The sequence below is a fragment of the Azoarcus sp. KH32C genome, assembly GCF_000349945.1.
Lineage (GTDB): Bacteria > Pseudomonadota > Gammaproteobacteria > Burkholderiales > Rhodocyclaceae > Aromatoleum.
Genome location: NC_020516.1, coordinates 3198669 through 3222399, shown reverse-complemented (window position 1 = coordinate 3222399; position 23731 = coordinate 3198669). Strand labels below are relative to the sequence as shown.

Sequence of the window (23731 nt, the reverse complement as noted above, 5' to 3'; positions counted from 1 at the left end):
GGCCTCAAACGACCTGAAATTCTAACATGACGCATCCGAGCGACAGCACTCCGGTCATCACCTTCGAGGGGAGTCCGTTCCGACTTCATCAGCCGTTTCCGCCCGCGGGAGACCAGCCGTCCGCAATTGCTCTGCTGACGGAAGGGATCACGGATGGCCTGATGTACCAGACGCTTCTGGGCGTGACCGGCTCGGGCAAGACCTACACGATGGCCAACGTCATCGCGCGCTCCGGCCGCCCGGCGCTCGTGCTGGCGCCGAACAAGACGCTTGCGGCACAGCTCTACGCCGAGTTCCGCGAATTCTTTCCGGAAAATGCCGTCGAGTATTTCGTGTCGTACTACGATTACTACCAGCCGGAAGCCTACGTCCCGTCGCGCGACCTCTTCATCGAGAAGGATTCGAGCATCAACGAGCATATCGAACAGATGCGGCTGTCTGCGACGAAGAGCCTGATGGAGCGGCGCGACGTCGTGATCGTTGCGACTGTGTCGTGCATCTACGGTATCGGCGATCCGGTCGACTATCACGCGATGATCCTGCATCTGCGCGAAGGCGAGCGCATGGCTCATCGCGACCTCGTTCAGCGCCTGGTGGCGATGCAGTACACGCGCTCGGACATCGATTTCCGGCGCGGAACGTTCCGCGTCCGGGGCGACGTGATCGATGTGTTCCCTGCCGAAAACGCGGAACTTGCGGTTCGCATCGAGATGTTCGACGACGAGATCGAGCATTTGACGCTCTTCGATCCGCTGACCGGGCATCTGAAGCAGAAGCTCGTGCGCTTCACCGTCTATCCGTCGAGCCACTACGTGACGCCGCGCGCCACGGTGCTGCAGGCCATCGAGGCGATCAAGGAGGAGTTGCGCGAGCGCGTCGATTACTTCTACCGCTCGGGCAAGCTCGTCGAGGCACAGCGCATCGAACAGCGAACTCGCTTCGACCTCGAGATGTTGAACGAGATGGGGTTTTGCAAGGGCATCGAAAATTATTCGCGTCATCTGTCGGGCCGTGGCCCCGGGGAACCGCCGCCGACGCTCATCGACTATCTGCCGTCCGATGCGCTGTTCTTCGTCGACGAGTCCCATGTGTCGATCCCGCAGGTCGGCGGAATGTACAAGGGGGATCGATCGCGCAAGGACAACCTGGTTCAGTACGGCTTCCGCCTGCCGTCGGCGCTCGACAATCGTCCGTTACGATTCGAAGAGTTCGAGCGCCTGATGCCGCAGACGATTTTCGTCTCGGCCACCCCCGCCGATTACGAGGCGACGCACCAAGGGCAGGTGGTCGAGCAGGTGGTCCGGCCCACCGGGCTCATCGACCCCGCCATTGAGGTCCGTCCAGCAACGACGCAGGTCGACGATCTGTTGTCCGAAGCGAAGCGACGAATCGATGTCGGCGAGCGCGTCCTTGTGACGACGCTGACCAAGCGCATGGCCGAAGATCTTACGGACTATCTGGGGGAAAACGGCATCCGTGTGCGTTACCTGCATTCGGACATCGATACCGTGGAGCGCGTCGAAATCATCCGCGACCTGCGGCTTGGCGAATTCGACGTCCTCGTGGGCATCAACCTGCTGCGGGAAGGTCTGGATATTCCCGAAGTGTCCCTCGTCGCGATCCTCGATGCGGACAAGGAAGGTTTCCTCAGATCCGAACGCTCCCTGATCCAGACGATCGGCCGCGCGGCTCGCCACATTCATGGAAAGGCGATCCTCTACGCCGACGTGATCACCCGGTCGATGCGTGCGGCCATCGACGAAACCGACCGGCGGCGGGCCAAGCAGGTCGCGTTCAACGAGGCGAACGGAATCGTCCCCAAGACGGTCAGCAAGCGGATCAAGGACATCATCGACGGTGTCTATGGGAGCGACGAAGAGCGCAGTGCTTTGCATGTTGCCGACGCGCCGGCGGAGTATTTCGCATTCGACGAGAAGACGCTTGCGAAGCGTATCAAGAAACTGGAGAAGGAAATGCAGGAGCACGCCCGCAATCTCGAGTTTGAAAAGGCAGCGGCGGTACGTGATCAACTCTTTCGGCTCCGTCAGCAGGCATTCGGGGCCGACCAACATGGAAGCGGCAGCTGAGCGAGATGACGATGACGCGAATTCTGTTTGTGTGTACCGGGAATATCTGCCGCTCGCCGACGGCTGAAGCAGTCGCCCGTCATGCGATCCAGGCCGCTGGACTGTCCGATCTGATCGAAGTGGATTCGGCCGGCACGCATGACTTCCATGTCGGCGAGGCTCCCGATCCACGCACCCGAAAGGTGGCGTTGCGGCGCGGCTACGACTTGGGCGCGCTACGCGCGCGCCGGCTCGAAGCCAAGGACTTCCACGAGTTCGATCTGCTGCTGGCGATGGACGCCACTCATCTCGAATACATGCGGCGCACTTGCCCGGACGCCTGTCGCGAGAAGCTCGCTCTGTTCATGCGCTATGCCCGGAACTACAGGCTGGATGAGGTGCCAGATCCGTACTATGGGGGGGAGAAGGGATTCGAGGCCGTGCTCGACTACTGCGAGGACGCAGTGGAAGGGTTGATTCAGGAGCTGATTGCCCGGTCGGCGAGGGGGGGCATCGGGCAGGGGGCTTGAACGACGTCCGCGCAAGACCCCGCTTTCGGAGCCTTGCGCAGATTCGTCATGCTTTCCGCGTCAGTTTGACTTGCCGCGGGTTTCGACCTGCTCCAACGGCTCGCTCACGATCGCAACCGTGGGACGCGGGCGGCGGCCGAGCGGCTGCGCTTCCGGGGCTCCGCTGGAGAAAGTCTGAGCCTTCTGCCGGTCGGTCTCGATCAGCACAAGCCCGCTATCGGCCAGAGCGACGCCAAGGTCGATCGGGGCGGACGGGGTCTTTGCGGGGCCGGGTGCAACAGCAGTGGCTCCGGCATTACCCGTGCTCGAGGAAGTCTGCGGCTGGATGGCCGGTTCGGCGATGGCCATAACCTCAACCTCAACCTCGGTTACAGGCGCCTCCGTTTCTACCGCCTGAGCAAGGTCAACCGGTTCCGCTTCGGCGGCTGCTGCGACCAGAACGGGGACTTCGGCCGGCTGTCCTGCCGGCTCAGAAGCTTCCTGCGCTGCGGTCTCCGGAGTCTCCGCCAGCGTTTGCGTCATGGGGAGAGCTTCGGGCTGTGCCATCTCGACCACCGCGTGTTCTTGCACTTGTGTTTCGGCGGTCACCACCTCGGCTGTCGTGGCCGGAACGGGCAGGGGGGCCTCTTCCATCGCGGCCGCCACGACTTCCGCGGGGCTTGCGACGACCGGCAGCGGGGCGGGCTCTTCGACGGGTGCCGGCGCCACGGATGGTTCCAGGCTCGCAATCTGTTCGATCGCGGCAACTTCCGGGGCTTCGGTGCTGACGGCCACGGCCGGCTCCTCGCTCGCCGGCTCTGCGGCGGCGGACACTTCGTCGGTTGCTACGCCGGCAACTGCCTGATCTTCCGCTCCGCGACGGTCGCGGCGACCGCGGCTGCGGCGGCGGCGTTTTTCCGGCGTGCCTTCCTCGCCCGTGGCTGCCGTGTCGGCAGGAGCTTCCTGCGACGCGGCTAGGGCTGCCGTGGCGGCGTCGACAGCAGCGAGTTCCTGGGCGGCCTCCATGCCTTCGGTAGCCTTCGGCTGATTGCGCTGGCGCCCCTGGCGATTGCGGCCTGCACCTTCGCCGCGCTCCTGGCGAGCGGCTTTTTCGCGTTCGCCGGTGTCGGCGCGCTCGGTCCGTTCGGGGCGCTGCTCGGCACGTTCCGGACGTTCCTGGCGCTCCGGACGGCCGCTGCGCTGCGGCTGGGTTTGCGCCGCTTCTTCGCGCTCGGTGCCGCGTTCGCCACGTTGCCCATCACGACGGTTCCGGCCATTGCCGCGACGATCGCTGCGCTCGGGGCGCGGACGGGCCTCCCGCTTCGGTTCGACTTCCACGGGAGCCGGGGCGGCAGCCGGCTTGCTGCCGAAGATCCAGCCGAGCAGACGCTGCACGACCCCAGGCTGCGGAGCCGGTGCAACCACGGGTTCCGGCTTCGGCTCGACAATCGGAGCAGGCTGGGCGGGAGAGATGCCCTTGACGACCGCTTCCGGGCGAGCCGGTTTGCTGTCGCCCTTGGCCGGCAGGCGCAGATCGACGTCGGCAGGCTTGCCGACCATCTGGTAGCTCGCGAGTGCGGTCTCTTCCTGATTCAACTGGTCGTGGCGCAGGCGTACGATTTCGTGATGGGGCGTCTCGAGGTGCCGGTTCGGGATGATGATCAGCAGAATCTTGTGGCGCACCTCGATGTGCGCGATGTCGACGCGCTTCTCGTTCAGCAGGAAGGTGGCGACGTCGACCGGGACCTGCACATGCACGGCGCCCGTGTTCTCCTTCATCGCTTCTTCTTCGAGAATGCGCAGAATATGGAGAGCAGACGATTCGGTGCTGCGGATGTGGCCGGTGCCGTTGCAGCGCGGACACGGGATGTAGCTCGTCTCCGCAAGGGCAGGGCGCAGGCGCTGACGCGACAGCTCGAGAAGACCGAAACGGCTGATCTTGCCGGTCTGCACCCGCGCGCGATCGTGGCGCAGCGCGTCACGCAAGCGGCTTTCGACCTCACGCTGATTCTTTTGCGACTCCATGTCGATGAAGTCGATGACGATCAAGCCGCCCAAGTCGCGCAGGCGCAACTGGCGGGCGATTTCCTCGGCCGCTTCCAGGTTGGTGCGGAAGGCGGTTTCCTCGATATCGGCGCCCTTGGTCGAGCGGCCCGAGTTGACGTCGATCGACACCAGCGCTTCGGTATGGTCGATCACGACCGCGCCGCCGCTCGGCAGGCTGACCTGACGCGAATACGCCGACTCGATCTGATGCTCGATCTGGAAGCGCGAGAACAGCGGCACGTCGTCGCTGTAGCGCTTGACGCGATTGACGTTGCCCGGCATCACGTGCGCCATGAACTGCTGCGCCTGCTCGTAGATGTCGTCGGTATCGATCAGGATCTCGCCGATGTCCGGCTGGAAGTAGTCGCGGATCGCGCGGATCACGAGGCTGCCTTCCTGATAGATCAAGAACGCACCGGACTGCGACTGGGCTGCGCCTTCGATCGCGCGCCACAGTTGCAACAGGTAGTTCAGGTCCCACTGCAGTTCTTCGGCGTTGCGGCCGATCGCCGCCGTGCGCGCGATCAGGCTCATGCCGGCGGGGCTTTCGAGCTGGTCCATGACTTCGCGCAGCTCGTTGCGCTCGTCACCCTCGACGCGACGCGAAACGCCGCCGCCGCGCGGATTGTTCGGCATCAGGACAAGATAGCGGCCGGCGAGCGAAATATACGTCGTCAGCGCGGCGCCCTTGTTGCCGCGTTCATCCTTTTCCACCTGGACGATGAGTTCCTGGCCTTCGCGCAGCGCATCCTGGATGCGTGCCTTGCCAGCGTCCACGCCGGGAGCAAAGTAGGAGCGCGAAATTTCCTTGAACGGCAGGAAACCGTGGCGCTCTGAGCCGTAATCGACAAAGGCTGCTTCGAGGCTGGGCTCGATGCGGGTGATGACTGCCTTGTAGATGTTGCTTTTACGTTGTTCTTTGGCGGCGGATTCGATATCGAGGTCGATCAGTTTCTGACCATCCACGATCGCGACGCGCAGTTCTTCCGCCTGCGTCGCATTGAAAAGCATGCGCTTCATTTAGGTCGTTCCCCCGGCGAAACACACGGGCAGGACGATCGGCGCGCACCATCGCGCTTACGAAATCAGGATTGGGTAGTTGTGCCTACTTTGTTCCAGTCGGTAATGGGCTGTGATGGGTCGGCTGTCGAATTTCATGCGCTCCCGCCGAGGGCCGGAACGCTTGATCCTGCTTGCGTGTTACGCGTCCAAATTCAATCAAATGGATCGAAGATTGTCGATTGCGGTACCATCCTTGCCTTTTGGCAACGACAGCACGACTTGGCTGCCCGGGAGCTCTTTTGGGCTCATTGTCGTTAGTCGTACTCCGCATCAGTGCGCGAGGGACGACGACAGAAGACCGGGACCAACCGACGGCAAGTATATTTCAGGATGATGGCACAAGGCAAAGCGAATGCAGTCCGGCGCGAGCGGGCGGATGAATCGGTCGCCGGTCAGCGGATAGACAACTACCTCATGCGGATCTGCAAGGGCGTGCCGAAGAGTCACGTCTATCGCATTCTGCGCAGCGGCGAGGTGCGGGTGAATGGAGGGCGAGTCGGTCCCACTTATCGACTCGTCGAGGGGGACGAAATTCGCATTCCGCCTGTCAGGATTGCCGCTCCCGCTGCGGGCAGTGCTGCACCGGCTGGCAAGCCGCTGCCGGTGGTTTACGAAGACGACGCCTTGATCGTCATCGACAAGCCTTCAGGGAAGGCTGTACATGGCGGTAGCGGCGTGAGCTTCGGCGTGATCGAACAGCTTCGGAGCCAGCGCCCGGAGGCTCGTATGCTCGAGCTTGCGCATCGGATCGATCGCGAAACCTCCGGCTTGCTGATCATAGCCAAGAAGCGTTCGGCGCTGACTGCATTGCACGACATGATGCGCGACGGTAGCGTCGAGAAGCGCTACCTCACGCTTGTGCCCGGACGCTGGGCGAATCCCTTGCAGCATGTGAAGGTGCCTCTCTATAAGTATCTGACGCCCGAAGGGGAGCGGCGCGTGCGTGTCAGCGACGAGGGCAAGCCAGCACACAGCATTGTGCGGCTGGTGCGGCGCTGGCAACGTTTCAGTCTGCTCGAGGTGGAACTGAAAACGGGGCGCACGCATCAGATCCGTGTTCATCTGGCGCATCTGGGGTTTCCGCTGTGCGGCGACGACAAGTACGGCGACTTTGGTTTGAACAAGGCGCTGGAACAAGAAGGGCTCAAACGAATGTTCCTGCACGCAGCGCGGCTCTCCTTCATTCATCCGTTGACGGGCGAATCGATCGCGCTGCAGTCGGCGCTGCCCGATGAGTTGCAGTCATTCATCGACTATCTGGACGCACGCGACGCGCAAAAAAATGGCTGACCGTTACGACCTCATTGTCTTCGACTGGGATGGCACGCTGATGGATTCGGCGGCTGCGATCGTCCAAGCCATCATTGCCGCGGCCCGCGATCTCGATCTGGAAGAGCCGCCTGAATCCCTCGCCCGTCACGTTATCGGCCTGGGGCTCGCAGATGCGCTCCGCCATGCGGTGCCCGATCTTCCCGAAAGCGATTACCCCCGGATGGTGGAGCGCTATCGGTATCATTATCTCGCGCAGGACCATCAGCTCACCTTGTTTCCCGGTGCGTACGAGATGGTCCGGGAGCTCGCCTCCTTAGGGCGAATGCTTGCTGTCGCGACCGGCAAGAGCCGGCTCGGTCTGAATCGCGCGATGGCGCACTGCGGCCTCGAGCAGTTCTTTCACAGTACGCGCTGCGCGGACGAGTGTTTTTCGAAGCCGCACCCGGAGATGCTGGAGCAGATCATGGATGAGTTGGGCGTTGGGCGGCAGCGCACGTTGATGGTGGGCGATACGACTCACGATATGCAGATGGCTGCCAATGCGGGCGTGGACGGTTTGGCCGTCACTTTCGGCGCGCATCCGCGAGTGGTGCTCGAGAGCGAAAGGTCGGTTGCCATGATCGATACGCCGTCCGCCTTGGCGGAATGGTTGCGTACGCATTCCTGAGTCCGGTGTAGGCCGGATCGCCCAACGTCGAACCTTGGATCGCTGATGGCTTTGGATACCGTCGGGACCGTTGCGCGTCGTGCGCTTCGCGTCGGCAGGGATCCGGTCCTTACGCGGACAGAAGCAGAAAAAGGCTTGGGCGTTTGTGGAGATCGGGGCGCGCACCCTTTCGCCACTCGCCGATCGTGCAGCTGCGTATCCACTCGTCGTCTGTGGTCAGGTCGCGCGCGATGCATAGCCGCGTCGACGGCTGACAAACCGACAGCAGCGCATCGTAGAGCCGATCGTTGCGGTAGGGGGTCTCGATGAAGATCTGAGTGCGCTTGAGTCGCCGCGACTCCTCCTCGAACTTCCGCACACGAGTATCGCGTTCGGCATCGGCAACCGGAAGGTAGCCGTTGAATGCGAAGCTTTGGCCGTTCAGTCCGGACGCCATCAAGGCAAGCAGGATCGACGACGGCCCGACCATTGGCCGTACCGGGATCCCGAGGGCGTGGGCCCTGGCGACAAGCCGTGCTCCCGGGTCCGCAACGGCCGGGCAGCCCGCCTCGGACATCAGGCCGATGTCCTGACCGCCAAGGGCTGGCGTGAGCAGGCTGTCCAATGTCGCCGCGTTATCCTGCTCCGGCAGTTCGGTGATTTGCAGGTCCCGGAGGGGGGCGGGATGTTCGAGTCGCTTCAGTTCGGCTCGCGCGGTCTTCGCGTTTTCGACAACGAAGGTTCGGATGCGCGCTGCGGTCTGCTGGACTTCAAGGGGCAGGAACCGTGACCAGGCGGTATCCCCTAGACTGACCGGGAGGAGGTAAAGCGTGCCGCAGGCCGTCTTCATGGCAGCTCAAGGCCCTCGGCGCGCAGCATTCTGGAGAGTGCGATCAGCGGCAGGCCGATCAGTGCGGTCGGATCGTCGCCCGACAGCGATTCGAGTAGCGTGATTCCCAAACCTTCGGATTTGGCGCTTCCGGCGCAGTCGAGCGGGCGCTCCTTCTCCACGTAGCGGACGATTTCGGCGTCCGACAAGTTGCGGAAGCGCACATGGGTCGCCACGCTTTCGCATTGCACGTGCCCCGTGCGGCCATTCACCACGGCGAGCGCCGTATGGAAAATGACCGTTTCGCCGCGCATTCTGCGCAATTGAGCGACCGCTCGTTCCACGGTGCCTGGCTTGCCGAAAATCTCGTCGCCAAGATGGGCGACTTGGTCGCTTCCGATCACTAGGGCATCGGTGTGATGTCGTGCCACGGCCTTTGCCTTTTCGATCGCAAGTCGATTTGCAGTCGCCGGCGGCGTCTCTCCCTGTAACGGGGTTTCATCGACGTCCGGCTTCGCCATGTCGAACGGGATCACCAGTCGTTCGAGGAGCATGCGTCGGTACGTGGAGGTCGAGGCGAGAACGAGTTTCATGTGCGGCATTCGAGCTTATAAGATGCGGTCACCAGTCGTTTTGAGCGCTCTGATCGCAAGCCCTTGAATGCAAGCGCGTGACTGGTTTTGACAGGGTAAGCCGAAAATAATATCATGCGCCTCTTATGCCGCAACGAAGCGTTATTCCGGATTCCTTCAAGTTCGCAGCCGAGGGGCGCAGCCTCGCCGGCAAAGTTGTACTTGCGGATCTTCCTCGCTTGGCCGATCTGTTGGTCGAGCGCGCGGGGGAGCTGGTGTATCGTCTCGATGGCGAGGTAAGTGCTGATCGCAAGTCGCGTCTGAGACTCTCGGTTTCCGGAAACTTGATGCTGCAGTGTCAGCGTTGTCTGGGGGCAATGGAGTGGCCGCTTAGGCTGGAAGTGCTGTTCGAGCTGGTTCGCCCGGGGCAGGAAATTCCGGATGATGAGCTCGAAGAGGATGCCTACGATGCGATCGAGGCTGTGCCGGATATGGATGTTCTGGCACTGGTTGAAGATGAGATTGTGCTTGCGGTGCCGATCGCTCCGCGACACGAAAGTTGTGATGCGCCGCGCCGTGAGGGCGGGAGCATAAAGGAATCGCCTTTTTCGGCGCTGGCAGGCCTTCGCAAGAAGGGCGGCGCGAGCTAGGCGCGATATTTGTTTTAGGAGTGTTTCATGGCCGTTCAGCAGAACAAAAAATCCCCGTCCAAGCGCGGCATGCATCGTGCGCACGACTTCCTGACGAACCCGCCGCTGGCCGTCGAGCCGACGACCGGTGAAGTCCATCTGCGCCACCACATCAGCCCGAGCGGCGTGTATCGCGGCAAGAAGGTCGTCAAGACCAAGGGCGAGTAATCTCCCCTTCCGAAGACGGCGCGGCGCGTGGTGCGTCTGCGCCGTTTTTTCATCCCCGTTTCCTTTCTTTTGAGCTACGCGAGAGCCCGATGGGTGTCACCGTTGCGATAGATTGCATGGGTGGCGATCATGGCCCGTCCGTGACGGTGCCTGCTGCGCAGGCTTTTCTCAAGAATCACCCGGATGGCAAAGTGATCCTGGTCGGGCGCCCCGAGGCGCTCGATCAGGCGCTGCGCGCCATCGGCGATGCTTTCGGCGATCGGCTGTCCGTGCAGGCGGCATCCGAGGTCGTGGAGATGGACGACCCGCCCGCGATCGCCATGCGGTCCAAGAAGGACTCCTCGATGCGGGTCGCGGTCGACCTGGTCAAGGAGGGGCGGGCGCATGCTGCCGTGTCGGCCGGTAATACCGGTGCTCTCATGGCCATCTCCCGCTTCGTTCTGAAGACTCTCGAAGGGATCGACAGACCGGCGATCGCCAGCGTGTTGCCGACGCGCAAGGGGCAGGTGTATGTCCTCGACCTCGGCGCGAATGTGGACTGTACGCCCGAGCATCTCCTCCAGTTCGGGATCATGGGGGCGATGCTGGTATCGGCGGTCGAGCACGTCGAGCGCCCCTTGGTCGGCCTGCTCAATATCGGCGAGGAAGCGATCAAGGGGAATGAAGTTGTCAAGCGCGCAGGTGAGCTGCTGAAGGTCAGTGGGCTCAACTTCTATGGAAACGTCGAGGGTGACGACATCTACAAGGGAACGACCGATGTCGTGGTATGCGACGGCTTTGTCGGCAACGTCGCGCTCAAGACGTCCGAAGGGCTGGCCCAGATGCTTTCGGCGTTCCTGCGTGAGGAATTCGGCCGCAGCCTTCTGACCAAGATGATGGCTGTGATTGCGATGCCCGCACTCAAGCGCTTCAAGCAGCGCGTCGACCATCGCCGCTATAACGGCGCGGCGCTGCTCGGGTTGCGCGGGGTAGTGGTAAAGAGCCATGGATCGGCCGACGCCTTTGCATTCGAGCAGGCGATCTGCCGCGCTGCCGAGGCGGCATCGAACCGTCTGATCGAGCGCATTTCCGATCGCATGGCGTCGACGGGAGTGGCTGCAGCATGATTTACGCACGCATTGCCGGTACCGGCAGTTTTCTGCCCGGCGAGCCGGTGACCAACGACGATCTGGTGGCTCGCGGAATCGAAACGTCAGACCAGTGGATTGTCGACCGCACCGGGATTCGCACGCGCTACCTTGCTCCGCCGGAGATGGCGTCGAGTGATCTGGCTCGCGAGGCGAGCGTACGCGCGATCGAGGCGGCGGGTCTCGCTCCCGATGACATCGATCTGATCATCGTTGCGACCTCCACGCCCGACTGCATTTTCCCCAGCACGGCGGCATTGCTGCAGTCGAAGCTCGGGATTCGCAACGGCGCAGCGGCCTTCGACGTTCAAGCCGTATGTTCGGGCTTCGTGTACGGACTCACCATCGCGGAAAAATTCATTCGTTCCGGCAGCCACAAGCGTGCGCTCGTCGTCGGTGCGGAAGTGTTTTCCCGTATTCTCGACTGGTCGGATCGCGGTACCTGCGTTCTTTTCGGGGACGGAGCAGGCGCAGTGGTGCTCGAGGCCTCTGATACCCCGGGTGTCCTGGCTGGTGCGTTGCATGCGGATGGCAGTCATCATCCGATCCTGTGCGTACCCGGAAATGTTGCCGCGGGGCAGGTGGTCGGGGATCCTTTCCTACGCATGGATGGACAAGCGGTGTTCAAGTTCGCCGTGAAGGTTCTGGGCGATGTGGCGCTCGAAGTTCTCGGGCAGGCCGGCTTGGGTGCGGATGCTGTCGATTGGCTGATCCCCCATCAAGCAAACGTACGAATCATTCAGGCAACGGCGAAGCGCATTGGTGTGCCGATGGAGAAGGTGATCACGACCGTTGATCGCCATGGCAATACGTCCGCCGCGTCAATCCCCCTCGCGCTCGATCTTGCTGTGCGGGACGGGCGTATTCGTCCGGGGCAGCGGTTGGTTGTCGAAGGTGTGGGCGGCGGCTTCACGTGGGGCGCCGTCTTGCTCCAATTCTGAAACAGGCAGGTCTATTAAATGGCATTTGCACTGGTTTTCCCCGGGCAGGGGTCTCAGTCTGTCGGGATGATGGGCGCCTACGGCGATCGCGCCGAGATTCGTGACACCTTCGCCGAGGCTTCGGAGGCCTTGGGCGAGGATCTCTGGCAGATGGTCAGTGAAGGGCCGGCCGAGCGGCTGGCGCTGACGGTCAATACGCAACCGCTGATGCTGACGGCCGGTGTCGCGGCCTATCGCGCATGGCTAGCCGCGGGCGGTCCGGCGCCTGCGGTCGTTGCCGGTCATAGCCTCGGCGAATATTCGGCACTGGTTGCTGCCGGTGCACTGAGCTTTGCCGACGCGGTGCCGCTGGTGCGCTTCCGCGCTCAGGCAATGCAGGAGGCGGTGCCCGAGGGTGAAGGCGGCATGGCTGCGCTGCTCGGGCTCGAAGTCGATGCGGTGCGCGAGGCATGTGCCGAGGCCGCTCAAGGCCAGGTGGTCGAAGCGGCCAACCTCAATGCTCCGGGCCAAATCGTGATTGCCGGTGCCCGGGCTGCCGTCGAGCGCGCGATCGAAGCTGCGAAGGCGCGTGGTGCCAAGCGTGCGGTGATGCTGCCGGTGAGCGCGCCGTTCCACTGTGCGCTCATGCGGCCGGCCGCCGAGCGTCTTGCAGAGCGTCTGGCGGCAGTCGAGATTCGCCGTCCGGAAATCGCTGTTATCAATAATGTCGATGTCGCAGCATACGATGATCCCGACCGGATCCGCGACGCCTTGGTCCGACAGGCTTTTTCGCCGGTTCGCTGGATCGAGCTCGTGCAGGAACTCGCCCGGCGTGGCATGAGCCACATTCTCGAATGTGGCCCGGGTAAAGTGCTTGCGGGTATGACCAAGCGCATTGCCGGTGAAGTACAGGGTGGCTCGATTCACGATGCTGCCAGTCTGGAACAGTCGATTGCGGCGGTGAGGTAAGCAGGATGAGTTTTTCGCTGGAAGGGCAGGTTGCGCTGGTTACGGGCGCGTCGCGGGGTATCGGGCGCGCCATTGCGCTGGAACTCGGCAAGCTCGGGGCGACGGTCGTCGGCACGGCAACGTCCGAAGGCGGTGCAGCGGATATTGAGAAAGGCTTGCAAGAAGCGGGTATCAAGGGCGGCGGTCTGGCGCTGAACGTGACCGATGCTGCAGCCTGCGAAGCGCTCGTGGCGGAAGTCGAAAAGCGTTTCGGTGCTGTCGGCATCCTCGTCAATAATGCCGGCATCACTCGCGACAACCTCGCGATGCGCATGAAGGACGAAGAGTGGGATTCGGTGCTTGATACGAATCTCAAGGCCGTTTTCCGCATGTCCCGTCTCGTCATGCGCGGCATGATGAAGGCGCGGGGCGGACGCATCATTAACGTGACCTCGGTCGTCGGCAGTGCCGGGAACCCTGGGCAGGCCAACTATGCGGCAGCCAAGGCGGGTGTCGCCGGCATGAGCCGCGCGCTTGCGCGCGAACTCGGGAGCCGCAATATCACCGTCAATTGCGTCGCGCCCGGATTCATCGATACCGACATGACCCGGGCACTGCCTGAGTCCGCCCGGGACGCCTTGCTCGGCAATATCGCGCTTGGCCGACTGGGGCGCCCGGAAGAGGTTGCGGGTGCGGTGGCATTCCTTGCGTCGCCTGCCGCTGCCTACGTCACGGGGACCACTTTGCATGTGAACGGTGGCATGTACATGTCGTAATCGCCGGCTGCGATAGCGGTTGCCATCCTTTTTGGTAGAATACGCCGGCTTTTTTTATATCTGGATCATTTCAGGGAAGGAGTTAGTTCATGGATAACATCGAACAGCGCGTCAAGAAGATTGTCGCCGAGCAACTTGGTGTTAACGAGTCGGAAATCAAGACCGAGTCCTCGTTCGTCGACGATCTGGGCGCGGATTCGCTGGATACCGTGGAACTGGTCATGGCGCTCGAAGAAGAATTCGAGTGCGAAATTCCGGACGAAGAAGCCGAGAAAATCACCACGGTTCAGCAGGCGATTGACTACGTCAACGCCCATCTGAAGAAGTAATACCTGATCACCGGAGCGTACATTGACCCGTCGTAGAGTCGTCATTACCGGTCTGGGCATTATCTCCCCGGTCGGGAATACCGTTCCGGAGGCTTGGGACAATATTGTCAACGGCCGCTCCGGTATCGGTGAGATCACCCGCTTCGATGCCTCCAATTTCCCGGTCAAGATCGCCGGCGAGGTGAAAGGCTTCGATGTCGGTGCCTATCTCTCCCCCAAGGACGCCCGCCGGATGGATGTGTTCATCCATTACGGCCTGGCGGCAGGCATCCAGGCGTTCAAGGATGCTGGAATCGAGGTTAACGAAGGCAACGCCGAACGAATCGGCGTGAATATCGGTTCGGGCATCGGCGGTCTGCCGATGATCGAGTCGACTCACGACGATTACGTGAAGGGCGGGGCCAGGAAGATATCGCCCTTCTTCATCCCCGGTACGATCATCAATATGATCGCCGGTCACCTGTCGATCATGTTCGGTCTCAAGGGGCCGTGCCTGGCGATGGTCACCGCGTGTACCACTGCCACTCATTGCATCGGCGAGGCAGCACGGTTGATTCAGTATGGCGACGTGGACGTGATGGTCGCCGGAGGCGCCGAATCTACGGTCACTCCGCTTGCGATCGGTGGTTTCGCCTCGGCGCGCGCATTGTCGACCCGCAACGAAGATCCCGCGACTGCCAGCCGTCCCTGGGACAAGGGGCGCGACGGTTTCGTGCTTGGCGAAGGCGCCGGCGTTCTGGTCCTCGAAGAGTACGAGCATGCCAAGGCCCGCGGCGCAAAGATCTACGCGGAGGTCGTCGGTTACGGCATGAGTGCCGATGCTTACCACATGACCGCTCCATGCGAGGACGGTAGCGGCGCGGCACGTTGCATGACAAATGCGATGCGCGATGCCGGTATGTCCCTCGACGAAATTGATTACATCAACGCGCACGGCACGTCGACGCCGTTGGGCGACCTTGCCGAAACGACGGCGGTCAAGCGTTGTTTTGGTGATCGTGCGAAGTCGATCGCAGTGAATTCGACGAAGTCGATGACTGGCCACCTGCTCGGCGCCGCCGGCGGGATCGAGGCCGTTTTCACGACGCTCGCGCTTCACAACCAGATCGCTCCTCCGACGATCAACATCTTCGAGCAGGACGAGCAGTGCGATCTGGATTACGTCGCCAATAAGGCACGGCCGATGGAAATCCGCGCAGCGCTGTCGAACTCGTTCGGATTCGGCGGCACGAACGGCACGTTGGCATTCCGACGCGTTTGATGATGGGTCGGGAGCGCCGTCCCGTGCGCTTCCCGTACGAAATCCGGCTGAAGCCTTCCAGGCTGTCGGTCGGACTGAGCGCCGCGATTCACATGATCGCGGCGTTTGCATTTCTGCGGTCCTCGTTCCCTCCGTTTGCAGTGGTTGTCGTTGTCGTGATCGCAGCGTTGTCGCAGTGGTCCGTGATGGCGGCTGAACGCCGCAAGCAGGGCATGGCTCTGACTCTGCAGCCCGATGGCAGCCTGAATCTAATGATTCCTGACGGAGAACTTCATGTCCTGCCGCGGGCAACGAGTACCGATTTTGGCTGGGGATTGTGGCTGCACTGGGAAGGGAGTCGCCATGATGGTGCGCGCCGGCGGACCCTCCGGGGAGCCATGATGCTCGTGCCGGATGGCGTGGATGGTGATGCGTGGCGCGAGCTTCGAATCTGGTTCCGGCACGTGGCGAAACCCGCGCTTAATGCGAAGACGGATGTCGTGGAAGAGGGAGAGGAAAGAGGCTGAGCCAGAATGCCCGGGGCCTTCGCCGCGGGCTGTGCTGATCAGTCCTTACCCGGCCGCAAGACCGTATCCTTGGGATTGGGGAGCGTGTCGGGAAAGTCGCGTGAAAAATGAAGGCCGCGGCTTTCCTTGCGGCGCAATGCGCAGCGCACGATCAGGTCCGCAGTCACGACGAGATTGCGTAGTTCGATCAGGTCGTTGCTGACACGGAAGTTCGAATAGAACTCGTCAATCTCGCGGGCGAGGAGGCGAATGCGGTGCTGCGCGCGCTGTAGTCGCTTGGTCGTACGAACGATACCGACATAGTCCCACATGAAGCGGCGCAGTTCGGCCCAGTTGTGCGAGATCACCACCTCTTCGTCAGCATCCGTCACCCGGCTTTCATCCCAGCCAGGCAGCGACGGCAGCGATTGGCGCGGGCGGGCGAGAATGTCGCGGGCCGCGGCTTCGCCGAACACCAGACACTCCAGCAGCGAATTGCTCGCCAACCGGTTCGCTCCGTGGAGGCCCGTGCACGCCGACTCGCCGACAGAGTACAGGTCGCCGACGTCGGTTCGTGCCGCCAGGTCGGTGACGATGCCGCCGCAGGTATAGTGAGCCGCCGGAACGACAGGGATGCCTTCACGGGTGATGTCGATACCGAGTTCGAGGCATCGTGCGTGAATATTCGGAAAATGGCTGCGCAGCCAATCGGCGGGCTTGTGGCTGATATCGAGAAACACGCAGTCGAGGCCATGTTTCTTCATTTCGAAGTCGATTGCCCGTGCCACCACGTCGCGCGGCGCCAACTCGGCGCGTTCGTCGTGGTCGGGCATGAAACGCGTTCCGTCGGGCAGCTTCAGCAGACCGCCTTCGCCTCGCACGGCTTCCGAAATCAGGAAGGACTTGGCTCGCGGGTGGTAGAGGCAGGTCGGGTGGAACTGGATGAATTCCATGTTTGCGACGCGGCAGCCCGCACGCCAGGCCATTGCAATCCCGTCGCCGGTCGCCACGTCCGGGTTCGTGGTGTACAAGTAGACCTTGCCGGCCCCTCCTGTCGCGAGCACCGTGCTGCGAGCGCCGATCGTGACGACCCGATCATTTGCGATGTCGAAGACGTATGCGCCAAGGCAGCCTTCAGTCGGAAGGCCGATCTTGCTTCCGAGAATCAGATCGACGGCAATGTGATTTTCGAGAATTTCAATGTTCGGATGCGAGCAGACCTGTTCGCTCAGCGTTTCCTGGACGGCGGCTCCCGTCGCGTCAGCGGCGTGGATGATCCGGCGATGCGAATGACCGCCCTCACGCGTGAGATGGTAGCCGATCGTGGATTCGTCTTCCCGGGTGAAAGGCACTCCTCTTCCGATCAGCCACTCGATCGCCTGTTTGCCATGCTCGACGACGAAGCGGGTCGCGTTGGCGTCGCACAGTCCCGCCCCGGCCGTGAAGGTGTCTTGAATGTGAGCGGCGATGCTGTCCGTGTTGTCGAGCACGGCCGCAATGCCGCCTTGCGCCCACGCGCTGGCACTGTCGGCCAGCGAGCGTTTGGTGACAATCCCGATTCGCAGATGATCCGCAAGTCTGAGGGCGAGTGACTGGCCAGCGGTGCCGCTGCCGATGATGAGTACGTCGTATTGTTTTGACAAGATCGCGAAAACCAAAGGACGGGCGCGCGGCAATATAGCACGTCTGGGCGCGTCTTCCGCAGATCGCGAACGGTCGTGTGGCGCACCGAGTGCAAGACCACACCAACGTATGAACTATTTGAAACGGTCCGTGTCTGTTGGATAACTCCGGCTTTGCCGTACTCATAGGGGGTCGCTATACTGGCGCGGATTTTGCCCAACGTAGGGAAACGGCCCGCTCATGAGCGATCGCGAGATAGATCAGCAACTTGTCGAACGCGTACAGCGCGGCGACAAGCAGGCGTTTGGCTTGCTGGTTGCGAAGTACCAGCGGAAGCTGCACAGACTGCTTTCGCGGCTGATCCGCGATTCCGCCGAAGTGGAGGATGTGGCCCAAGAGACGTTCATCAAGGCCTATCGGGCCTTGGGGTCGTTTCGGGGAGATAGCGCTTTTTACACTTGGCTTTATCGGATCGGAATCAACACGGCAAAAAACTATCTGGTGTCACAGGGCCGGCGTGCCCCGACGTCCACCGGTTTCGACTCTGAGGAGGCTGAAACCTTCGAGGAAGGCGATCAGTTGCGGGATATCAACACGCCCGAACGATTGCTGATGACGCAGCAGATAGCCGATACGGTGAACAAGGCGATGGAGGCGTTGCCGGAGGAGTTGCGGACCGCGATCATGCTCAGGGAGCTCGAAGGCCTGAGCTACGAGGAGATTGCTAGCATCATGGATTGTCCGATCGGGACGGTGCGTTCGCGGATCTTTCGGGCACGCGAAGCAATTGCTGAAAAGCTGAGGCCGCTGCTGGACACGGCTCCTGACAAACGTTGGTAGGTGGTATTCATGAAGGACAAACTGTCGGCATTTCTTGACGGCGAACTGGATGATCAGTGCGTACGTACAGTTCTCGAGGAGGTCCGGTGCGAGCCGATTCTGCGCAACGAGTGGGAGACGTATTGTCTGATAGGCGATGCGCTGCGCGGCGACGAATGCGTGGCGCATGACTTCGTTGATCGGGTGATGGCGGAAATCGATACGGCGCCGACATTGCTGGCGCCTGTCATGAAACGCGCGGAATCCGGCACATCCGGGGTCTGGCGTTCGCTGATGCCCTTGGCGGCTTCGGTGATGGGCGTTGCGGCGGTTGGCTGGGTGGCTCATGCACTGTATGCCGAGCCTACCGGCGTGAGTCACGTAGCTGAGGTTTCGCCGCGACTGCAGCTGGTCGAATCCCAGGTGTCAGGTGTGCGTCCTGTCTCGGTCACGTCTTCCGCGATCGATCCGCATCAAGAATACGTTTTTGCTCATCAATCGATGACCGGAGGCGGGCCGATCTCCGGAGCTATCCAACACGTCAGGTCGATATCCGAAGTCAGTCAGGACGGCGCCCGATGAAGTGGCTTCTCGTCGTGCTGGGGTTCTGCTTCACGCTTGTTGAACCGCAGGCGATGGCGCAGACCCCGGGAGATGCGCTCTCCTGGCTCGGGCGCATGGCCGCCGCCGGCCAGCGCCTCAATTACTCGGGCACTTTTATCTACCAATCCGGCAAGAGCTTCGAGACTTCGCGCGTGGTCCATATGATGGATGCGGCCGGTGAGCATGAACGCCTCGAGGTGCTCGACGGAAGTCCGCGGGAGGTGGTCAGGAGCAGCAGCGAGGTTCGCTGCATATTGCCTGACCAGCGGACAGTGATTATCGACCGAGCGGGGGGGCGGCGGGCTTTCCCTGCGCGGCTGCCGTCGTCCTTCGCGGGGATTGCCGAGAATTACCGGATCCGGAAAGGGGAGGTCGGGCGAATTGCGGGAATGGAGGCGCAGCAGATCATCCTGGAGCCGAAGGACGAATATCGATTCGGCTACCAGTTGTGGGCCGAAATGCAGTCAGGGCTTCTACTGAAGTCGCGTACGCTGGACGATCGTGGCGAGATTATCGAACAGTTCGCATTCAGCGACGTGAAGATCGGCGGCGACATCGCGATGGAGGCCGTGCGGCCCCGTCTCGCGCGCGACGGGGACTGGAAGGTTGTCCATGCGAATGGTGTCGAGATTCGTCGCGAGGACAGCGGGTGGGGCGTGCAGGCACCGATCGCCGGCTTCTCGTTGATGTCGATAGTGCGCAGGCCCCTGGGGCGTGATCATGGCGACGCCCTGCATCTCGTCTATAGCGACGGTCTTGCAGCGATCTCGGTTTTTATCGAGCCCGCCAACCAGGCGAGTGGACGATTGGCGGCGGGCCAGTTGTCGAGCGGCGCTATCAACATTTACAAGCGGATGGTCGGTCCTCATCTAGTCACCGCTCTCGGCGAGGTTCCCTTGCGAACCGTCCAGCGGCTCGCCGACGCGATGGAACCCGTAGCGCGATGATTCAGATCGCCGCCGTGGTCGAATGTGTCGACGGAGACGATGCTTGGGTGAGGGTGCGCAATCGAACGGGTGGCTGCGGTCGCTGCGATGAACCAGGGGGATGTCGATCGTCGGGACTGGTCTATCCTTTTAAAGCGAGAACTGATCTGTTTCGGATGCGCAATGGAGTGGGAGCCAAGGTCGGAGAAACGGTCAATCTCCGGGTGGATGCGCGCGCGCCCTTGCGCGGCGCCCTGTTGGGATATGGCGTTGCGGTGGTGTTTCTACTTGTCGGTGCGGCCCTTGGAACCTTGTTCTCCCCCGCGGGGAGTGAAGATCTCAGCGCACTGATTGGGGCGATGACCGGATTGGTGTCGGCATTCGGGCTGAGTCGCTGGCTGATGCAGCGGCCGGATGTGTGGGGGGGGCTCGGTGTCGAGATGACGACGGCGAGTGAATGCGCAGAAGAGCAGCGGAGCAGGTTCGGATGATGGTTTTTGGTTGGGTTCGGCGAGTGTTCTTGGTCTCGCTGTTGGCTCTGGTGCCCGTCGCGCACGGCGCGGGTGGTGCCGCGGTACTACCCGATTTTACTCAGCTCGTGCAGCGGCACGGGGCGGCGGTGGTGAATATCAGTGCGGCACAGTCCGGGAAGTCGGGGGCGCAAACGTTTCCGGGATTGGATCATGACGATCCGATGTTCGACTTCTTTCGTCGGTTTATCCCCAAGAAGCCCGGTCATCCTCGATCCGACCCTGACAATCGCTCCCTTGGCTCCGGCTTCATTGTCAGCGGGGACGGCTATATTCTGACGAACGCCCATGTCGTCGAGGATGCGGACGAGATTCTTGTGCGCTTGGTGGATAAGCGCGAGTTCAGGGCGCGCGTTATCGGCGCCGACGCGCGGAGTGACGTCGCCTTGATCAAGATCGAAGCGAGCGACCTGCCGCGACTGACTATCGGCGATCCCGCCAAGTTGCAGGTCGGCGAATGGGTTGTCGCGATCGGGTCGCCTTTCGGCTTCGACCATTCCGTCACGGCGGGCATCGTCAGTGCAAAGGGGCGTAGCCTTCCCGATGAAAATTTCGTCTCGTTCATCCAGACTGATGTAGCCATCAATCCCGGAAATTCCGGCGGTCCGCTTTTCAATCTGAAGGGCGAGGTGGTCGGGATCAATTCCCAGATATTCAGTCAGACGGGCGGCTTCATGGGGCTGTCGTTTGCGATTCCGATCGATCTTGCCATGGATGTGCAGGCGCAGTTGCGGGCTTCCGGCCGGGTTCAGCGGGGCAGGATCGGTATCGCGATTCAGGAAGTGACACGTTCGCTTGCTGACAGCTTCAGCCTGCCGCGCCCGGAGGGCGCGCTGGTCAGTGCGGTCGAGCAGAATGGACCGGCAGCGAAGGCCGGTATCGAGCAGGGCGATGTGATCGTCCGTTTCGGCGGCAAGGCGGTCGAGAATTCCAGTGACTTGCCGAGAATCGTGTCCGCGAGCCGTCCCGGTGCATCGGCAATGCTGAGCCTTTATCGTGGAGGCTCCTTGCGTGAGATGCAGGTTGTCGTCGGCGAGTGGCAGGATGATGCGGCGCGGCGCGCGCGACGTGCCGAGCGGGCTTCGCCGGCCCCGAACAAGCTCGGACTTGCCCTGGCTGTCCCGAATGCGACCCAACGTCGCGAGCGTAACGCCGATCATGGTCTGTTGGTCGAGCGAGTCCAGGGCGCGGCGGCGCGTGCCGATCTCCAGGTCGGCGATCTGATCCTTGCGATGGTGGTCGGTGGGCGGCAGATTCCGCTGAAGACGCTCGAAACGTACAACCGGCAGGTGTCCGATCTGAAGGATGGCCAGACTGTGACCTTGCTGGTGCAGCGTAGCGAAGGGGCAAGCTATGTTAGTTTGCGGGCGGGCGAATGACTGTCGTTCGCGAATTCACGGTGATGAGCCGCGAGTGGTGTCATCTTTGTCATGATCTAGTGGATAAGCTGAAACCGCTCGCCGCAGAGCTGGGGTGGTCGGTGCGGACTCTGGACGTCGATGCCGATCCGGAGCTGGAGGCTCGCTGGGACGAGTTGGTGCCGGTAGTGGTGGCAGGCGACAAGGTTCTTTGTCATTACCACCTGGACGAAGCGGCCATTCGTGCCTATTGCCGCGGATTTCCGCTAGAATCCGCCGCTTAGCTGATTCAATCGATCCATTCAAGGTGCCGTATGGCACCTTTCTTTTGTTGTCGCATGCAACATATTCGAAATTTCTCCATCATTGCCCACATCGATCATGGCAAGTCCACCTTGGCGGACCGGCTGATCCAGTATTGTGGGGGCCTGTCCGAGCGTGAAATGGAAGAGCAGGTGCTCGACTCCATGGACTTGGAGCGGGAGCGCGGCATCACCATCAAGGCTCAGACTGCTGCCCTGCAATATCGGGCGAAGGATGGGCAAGTCTATAACTTGAACCTGATCGACACTCCGGGACACGTCGACTTCTCGTACGAAGTCAGCCGTTCGCTGTCCGCATGCGAAGGAGCCCTGCTCGTCGTCGACGCGTCGCAAGGGGTTGAGGCGCAGACCGTAGCGAACTGCTATACGGCGATCGAGCAGAACGTCGAAGTCGTTCCCGTTCTGAACAAGATCGATCTGCCGGCCGCGGATCCCGACAATGCGCGCACGGAAATCGAGGACGTGATCGGTGTCGATGCGTCCGATGCGGTGCTGTGCTCGGCGAAGACCGGACTCGGCATCGAGGAGGTGCTCGAGACGGTCGTGCGGCGCGTTCCGGCGCCGAAGGGCGATCCCAATGCGCCGCTCAAAGCGCTGATCATCGACTCCTGGTTCGACAACTACGTCGGCGTGGTCATGCTGGTGCGTGTGGTCGACGGCGTGCTGCGTCCGAGGGACCGCATCCAGTTGATGGCGACCGGCGCGCAATACCTGTGCGATCAGGTGGGAGTATTCACTCCGCGCTCGCTGTCGCGGGAAGAGCTTTCTGCGGGGCAGGTTGGTTTCATCATCGCCGGCATCAAGGAACTGCAGGCGGCGAAGGTCGGCGACACGGTGACTTCTGCCGCGCGCCCAGCTGCAGAGCCGCTTCCGGGCTTTAAGGAGATCAAGCCGCAGGTGTTCGCGGGCCTCTATCCAGTGGAGTCGAGCGAATACGATCAGCTTCGCGATTCGCTCGAAAAGTTGCGCCTGAACGACGCGTCGCTGCAGTTCGAACCTGAGGTTTCGCAAGCGCTCGGATTCGGCTTCCGATGCGGCTTCCTCGGTCTGCTCCACATGGATATCGTCCAGGAGCGCCTGGAGCGCGAGTTCGACATGAACCTCATTACGACCGCTCCGACGGTCGTGTACGAGGTGATGATGAATAGCGGCGAAGTCATCCATGTGGAGAATCCGGCAAAGTTGCCGGATGCTTCGAAGATGGCGGAAATCCGGGAGCCGATCATCACGGCGACGATCTTCTTGCCGCAGGATTATGTCGGCCCGGTCATTACGCTCTGCAACCAGAAGCGGGGTGTGCAAGTGGATATGCGCTACCACGGCCGCCAAGTGCAGTTGATCTACGAACTGCCGATGAACGAAGTCGTGATGGACTTCTTTGACAAGCTGAAGTCGGTGTCGCGTGGCTATGCGTCGCTCGATTACGAATTCAAGGAATATCGCGCAGCTGACCTCGTGAAGCTGGATCTGCTGGTCGGCGGCGAAAAGGTCGACGCCCTGTCGGTCATCGTGCACCGTGCATCGGCCCAGTATCGGGGACGCGAGGTTGCTGCGAAGCTCCGCGGCTTGATTCCGAGGCAGATGTTCGACGTGGCGGTCCAGGCTGCGATCGGCTCGCACATCATCGCCCGCGAGACCATCAAGGCCTTGCGCAAGAACGTCCTGGCCAAGTGTTACGGCGGGGACATCACGCGGAAGAAGAAACTCCTGGAAAAGCAAAAGGAAGGCAAGAAGCGAATGAAGCAGGTCGGGAACGTCGAGATTCCGCAGGAGGCATTCCTGTCCGTGTTGCGGGTCGATGACGGCAAGTAGGTGCTCGTGTTCTAAGAAGACGACTGCGTGGA

Annotated in this window: 24 protein-coding genes; 20 read left to right on the top strand and 4 right to left on the bottom strand. The window is 61.8% G+C overall.

The window, feature by feature from the left end:
- The first annotated feature begins 26 nt into the window (after positions 1 to 26).
- Positions 27 to 2087 (top strand): excinuclease ABC subunit UvrB, encoded by a 2061-nt coding sequence (uvrB, locus tag AZKH_RS14155; protein ID WP_015436468.1) that lies wholly within the window; start codon positions 27 to 29, stop codon positions 2085 to 2087.
- 11 nt (positions 2088 to 2098) lie between these two features.
- Positions 2099 to 2596 (top strand): low molecular weight protein-tyrosine-phosphatase, encoded by a 498-nt coding sequence (locus tag AZKH_RS14150; protein WP_041657349.1) that lies wholly within the window; start codon positions 2099 to 2101, stop codon positions 2594 to 2596.
- A gap of 60 nt (positions 2597 to 2656) precedes the next feature.
- Here the strand turns inward: AZKH_RS14150 and AZKH_RS14145 are convergent, their stop codons facing one another.
- Positions 2657 to 5641 carry an Rne/Rng family ribonuclease gene (locus tag AZKH_RS14145; RefSeq protein WP_015436466.1) on the bottom strand — a complete coding sequence of 995 codons (2985 nt, stop codon included), beginning with the start codon at positions 5639 to 5641 and terminating at the stop codon, positions 2657 to 2659.
- A 372-nt stretch (positions 5642 to 6013) separates the two neighbouring features.
- Here AZKH_RS14145 and AZKH_RS14140 point away from each other — a divergent pair, with 372 nt between their 5' ends.
- Positions 6014 to 6973 carry an RluA family pseudouridine synthase gene (locus AZKH_RS14140; protein WP_015436465.1) on the top strand — a complete coding sequence of 320 codons (960 nt, stop codon included), beginning with the start codon at positions 6014 to 6016 and terminating at the stop codon, positions 6971 to 6973.
- A complete protein-coding gene (locus AZKH_RS14135) occupies positions 6966 to 7622 on the top strand; it encodes an HAD-IA family hydrolase (protein WP_015436464.1) in 657 nt (218 codons plus the stop codon). Before AZKH_RS14140 ends, AZKH_RS14135 begins: the two co-directional genes overlap by 8 nt.
- Positions 7623 to 7731: 109 nt before the next feature.
- Here AZKH_RS14135 and AZKH_RS14130 read toward each other — a convergent pair whose 3' ends face one another.
- Positions 7732 to 8451 carry an SAM-dependent methyltransferase gene (locus AZKH_RS14130; protein WP_015436463.1) on the bottom strand — a complete coding sequence of 240 codons (720 nt, stop codon included), beginning with the start codon at positions 8449 to 8451 and terminating at the stop codon, positions 7732 to 7734.
- Positions 8448 to 9023, bottom strand: coding sequence for a Maf family nucleotide pyrophosphatase (locus AZKH_RS14125; protein ID WP_041656200.1), 576 nt, complete (start codon positions 9021 to 9023; stop codon positions 8448 to 8450). The genes AZKH_RS14130 and AZKH_RS14125 overlap by 4 nt, the downstream gene beginning before the upstream one ends.
- Positions 9024 to 9148: 125 nt before the next feature.
- Between AZKH_RS14125 and AZKH_RS14120 the strand changes: the two genes are divergently transcribed.
- The 9 genes from AZKH_RS14120 to AZKH_RS14080 all read left to right on the top strand — a co-directional run bounded on the left by AZKH_RS14120 (position 9149) and on the right by AZKH_RS14080 (position 15726).
- Positions 9149 to 9652 (top strand): DUF177 domain-containing protein, encoded by a 504-nt coding sequence (locus tag AZKH_RS14120; RefSeq protein WP_015436461.1) that lies wholly within the window; start codon positions 9149 to 9151, stop codon positions 9650 to 9652.
- Between the two features lie 27 nt (positions 9653 to 9679).
- Positions 9680 to 9859, top strand: a complete 180-nt coding sequence (gene rpmF / locus AZKH_RS14115; protein WP_015436460.1) for a 50S ribosomal protein L32 — start codon at positions 9680 to 9682, stop codon at positions 9857 to 9859.
- A gap of 89 nt (positions 9860 to 9948) precedes the next feature.
- The gene (gene plsX / locus AZKH_RS14110; RefSeq protein WP_015436459.1) at positions 9949 to 10965 is read left to right on the top strand and encodes a phosphate acyltransferase PlsX; all 1017 of its coding nucleotides are present in this window, start codon (positions 9949 to 9951) and stop codon (positions 10963 to 10965) included.
- Positions 10962 to 11927, top strand: a complete 966-nt coding sequence (locus AZKH_RS14105; protein ID WP_015436458.1) for a beta-ketoacyl-ACP synthase III — start codon at positions 10962 to 10964, stop codon at positions 11925 to 11927. The genes plsX and AZKH_RS14105 overlap by 4 nt, the downstream gene beginning before the upstream one ends.
- A gap of 18 nt (positions 11928 to 11945) precedes the next feature.
- Positions 11946 to 12875 carry an ACP S-malonyltransferase gene (fabD, locus tag AZKH_RS14100; RefSeq protein WP_015436457.1) on the top strand — a complete coding sequence of 310 codons (930 nt, stop codon included), beginning with the start codon at positions 11946 to 11948 and terminating at the stop codon, positions 12873 to 12875.
- Between the two features lie 5 nt (positions 12876 to 12880).
- Positions 12881 to 13630 carry a 3-oxoacyl-ACP reductase FabG gene (fabG, locus tag AZKH_RS14095; protein WP_015436456.1) on the top strand — a complete coding sequence of 250 codons (750 nt, stop codon included), beginning with the start codon at positions 12881 to 12883 and terminating at the stop codon, positions 13628 to 13630.
- 89 nt (positions 13631 to 13719) lie between these two features.
- The gene (acpP, locus tag AZKH_RS14090; RefSeq protein ID WP_015436455.1) at positions 13720 to 13959 is read left to right on the top strand and encodes an acyl carrier protein; all 240 of its coding nucleotides are present in this window, start codon (positions 13720 to 13722) and stop codon (positions 13957 to 13959) included.
- A gap of 22 nt (positions 13960 to 13981) precedes the next feature.
- Positions 13982 to 15220 carry a beta-ketoacyl-ACP synthase II gene (gene fabF, locus AZKH_RS14085; RefSeq protein ID WP_015436454.1) on the top strand — a complete coding sequence of 413 codons (1239 nt, stop codon included), beginning with the start codon at positions 13982 to 13984 and terminating at the stop codon, positions 15218 to 15220.
- A gap of 23 nt (positions 15221 to 15243) precedes the next feature.
- Positions 15244 to 15726 carry a protein YgfX gene (locus AZKH_RS14080; RefSeq protein WP_156822111.1) on the top strand — a complete coding sequence of 161 codons (483 nt, stop codon included), beginning with the start codon at positions 15244 to 15246 and terminating at the stop codon, positions 15724 to 15726.
- 38 nt (positions 15727 to 15764) lie between these two features.
- Here AZKH_RS14080 and nadB read toward each other — a convergent pair whose 3' ends face one another.
- Positions 15765 to 17348: an L-aspartate oxidase gene (gene nadB / locus AZKH_RS14075; protein WP_041657347.1), complete on the bottom strand. Its 1584-nt coding sequence runs from the start codon at positions 17346 to 17348 to the stop codon at positions 15765 to 15767.
- A gap of 220 nt (positions 17349 to 17568) precedes the next feature.
- Between nadB and rpoE the strand changes: the two genes are divergently transcribed.
- Genes rpoE through lepA form a run of 7 tightly spaced genes read left to right on the top strand, consistent with a single transcriptional unit; the run spans position 17569 to position 23699 of the window.
- Positions 17569 to 18168: an RNA polymerase sigma factor RpoE gene (gene rpoE, locus AZKH_RS14070; protein ID WP_015436451.1), complete on the top strand. Its 600-nt coding sequence runs from the start codon at positions 17569 to 17571 to the stop codon at positions 18166 to 18168.
- A gap of 9 nt (positions 18169 to 18177) precedes the next feature.
- Positions 18178 to 18729, top strand: coding sequence for a sigma-E factor negative regulatory protein (locus AZKH_RS14065; protein WP_015436450.1), 552 nt, complete (start codon positions 18178 to 18180; stop codon positions 18727 to 18729).
- Complete coding sequence (locus AZKH_RS14060; protein ID WP_015436449.1) at positions 18726 to 19697, top strand: MucB/RseB C-terminal domain-containing protein; 972 nt, start codon at positions 18726 to 18728, stop codon at positions 19695 to 19697. Before AZKH_RS14065 ends, AZKH_RS14060 begins: the two co-directional genes overlap by 4 nt.
- The gene (locus AZKH_RS14055; RefSeq protein ID WP_051071684.1) at positions 19694 to 20167 is read left to right on the top strand and encodes a SoxR reducing system RseC family protein; all 474 of its coding nucleotides are present in this window, start codon (positions 19694 to 19696) and stop codon (positions 20165 to 20167) included. Before AZKH_RS14060 ends, AZKH_RS14055 begins: the two co-directional genes overlap by 4 nt.
- On the top strand, positions 20167 to 21585 hold the full coding sequence (locus AZKH_RS14050; RefSeq protein ID WP_015436447.1) for a Do family serine endopeptidase: 1419 nt from the start codon (positions 20167 to 20169) through the stop codon (positions 21583 to 21585). The genes AZKH_RS14055 and AZKH_RS14050 overlap by 1 nt, the downstream gene beginning before the upstream one ends.
- Positions 21582 to 21848, top strand: coding sequence for a glutaredoxin family protein (locus AZKH_RS14045; RefSeq protein ID WP_015436446.1), 267 nt, complete (start codon positions 21582 to 21584; stop codon positions 21846 to 21848). Before AZKH_RS14050 ends, AZKH_RS14045 begins: the two co-directional genes overlap by 4 nt.
- A gap of 54 nt (positions 21849 to 21902) precedes the next feature.
- Complete coding sequence (gene lepA / locus AZKH_RS14040) at positions 21903 to 23699, top strand: translation elongation factor 4 (protein WP_015436445.1); 1797 nt, start codon at positions 21903 to 21905, stop codon at positions 23697 to 23699.
- The last annotated feature ends 32 nt before the right edge of the window (positions 23700 to 23731 follow it).